This window comes from Ileibacterium valens (genome assembly GCF_001945525.1).
Taxonomy (GTDB): domain Bacteria; phylum Bacillota_I; class Bacilli_A; order Erysipelotrichales; family Erysipelotrichaceae; genus Ileibacterium; species Ileibacterium valens.
In genome coordinates this window covers 1-1,482 of record NZ_MPJW01000083.1, presented here as the reverse complement: position 1 = coordinate 1,482, position 1,482 = coordinate 1, and the positions used below count along the sequence as shown (strand labels likewise).

The 1,482-nt window shown below is 45.2% G+C and carries 1 protein-coding gene; it reads left to right on the top strand.

The genetic code is table 11. The features are described 5' to 3' along the window. Positions 1 to 129 precede the first annotated feature (129 nt). A partial coding sequence (locus tag BO222_RS03330) for an IS110 family RNA-guided transposase (protein WP_075818319.1) occupies positions 130 to 1,482 on the top strand: 1,353 nt, incomplete at its 3' end.

Genomic DNA, 1,482 nt, shown 5'->3' with positions numbered 1-1,482 from the left:
TTCAAGACTTCTCCGAATACTCGAATAAGTTAGTTTCAGCCTGATTTCATCAGTGTCTGCCCATTTGCGAGGCTGCGTTTGTCTTGATAGAGAGGTGCAATTCAAAACTGATTACGAGAAGAGGTTTCTATGAAAAAATCAAAAGCTCCTTATTCACTTTTCGTCGGTATCGATATTTCCAAAGGGAAAGCCGACGCTGCACTCCTTCAAGTCTTTCCTGACAGATCCAGGAAAGATAAGATGCTCCGCAAGAAAATCAGAGTGGGTTTTTCCAAATCTTCTGTTGGTGAGTTTCATCAGACTGTTCTGAAATACGCTGATGAGCAGTGTTCCAGAATCGTCTACGCCATGGAAGACACAGGTATCTACTATCGCGGGTTCTATTCCTTTCTAAGCACTCTGCTTCAAAAGCAGGAATCTGTCGTGGTTCTCAAACCATCCTATGTGAGTCATTGGTGTTCTCTTCATGAAAGAAGCAAGTCCGATCCGCTTGATGCTCAGTCTATTGCGCAGATTGTCGCCTACGAACGAGACTTCAAGACTGTAGACCCTTCTTTTACCCATGAAAAAAGGGAATACAGCGCACTTAGAACTGAAACTCGTCGATACCAGCAGATCAGAAAGATGGATTCCCAGGAATCCACACGACTGATCGGCCTGGCTGATATTCACTGTCCGGAGCTCGCCAAAGTTTTCGGTACAGGAATGACGTTTCTGAAAGTTCTATCTGTATTTCCCACTGTTCATGATATCATCCATGCCGACAAACAGGAATTGCTTTCTCTGATTAAGACGTCGAGCAAAAATCACTTTGGGCAGGATAAACTCGATGAGCTGCTCTCATTGTGTGAAGACTCGTTGAGTCAGCTGGAACCTTCAGAAGCTGACCGCAGAACGATCAGAAGTCTGGTCAGTCATGTTCTTTCACTCAGAGAAGAGCTGTCTTCTATCAGAAAGAATCTAAGGGATATGTGTGAAAACATGCCTGGCTACAGTCAGCTGATTTCCATGCCTGGATTCGGCCTGATTACAGCTTCCGTTGTTCTGGCTGAGATCATGGATATCGGCAGGTTTAAAAGCGCTGATGCTCTGATTGCCTATGCAGGGACAGATCCTGTGAACAAACGCTCAGGATCATCTGTTCATTCCGAAGGAAAGATCTCCAGGAATGGCTCACGTTATCTCAGACATGCCATTATCATGGCTGCCGAGTTTGCCAGGCGACACAACCCTGTACTGGCTGCGCTCTTCACCCGTCTTAAGGCAGGCCAGAAAAAGAGACACTATCTGGCGCTTGTCGCTGTAGCCAATAAGCTGCTTCGGTACGTCTATTCTGTGCTGAAAAGCAATAAGGATTTCGTAATCAATTTCAAAGATCTGCAAAAGCTCAGGGAAGAGACCCGATTAACGTTCTTCCAAAACATCACTACTGAGATTCCAAAGCATAGCCTGAGAAGCATCTATCGCTATGAAGATGAATCA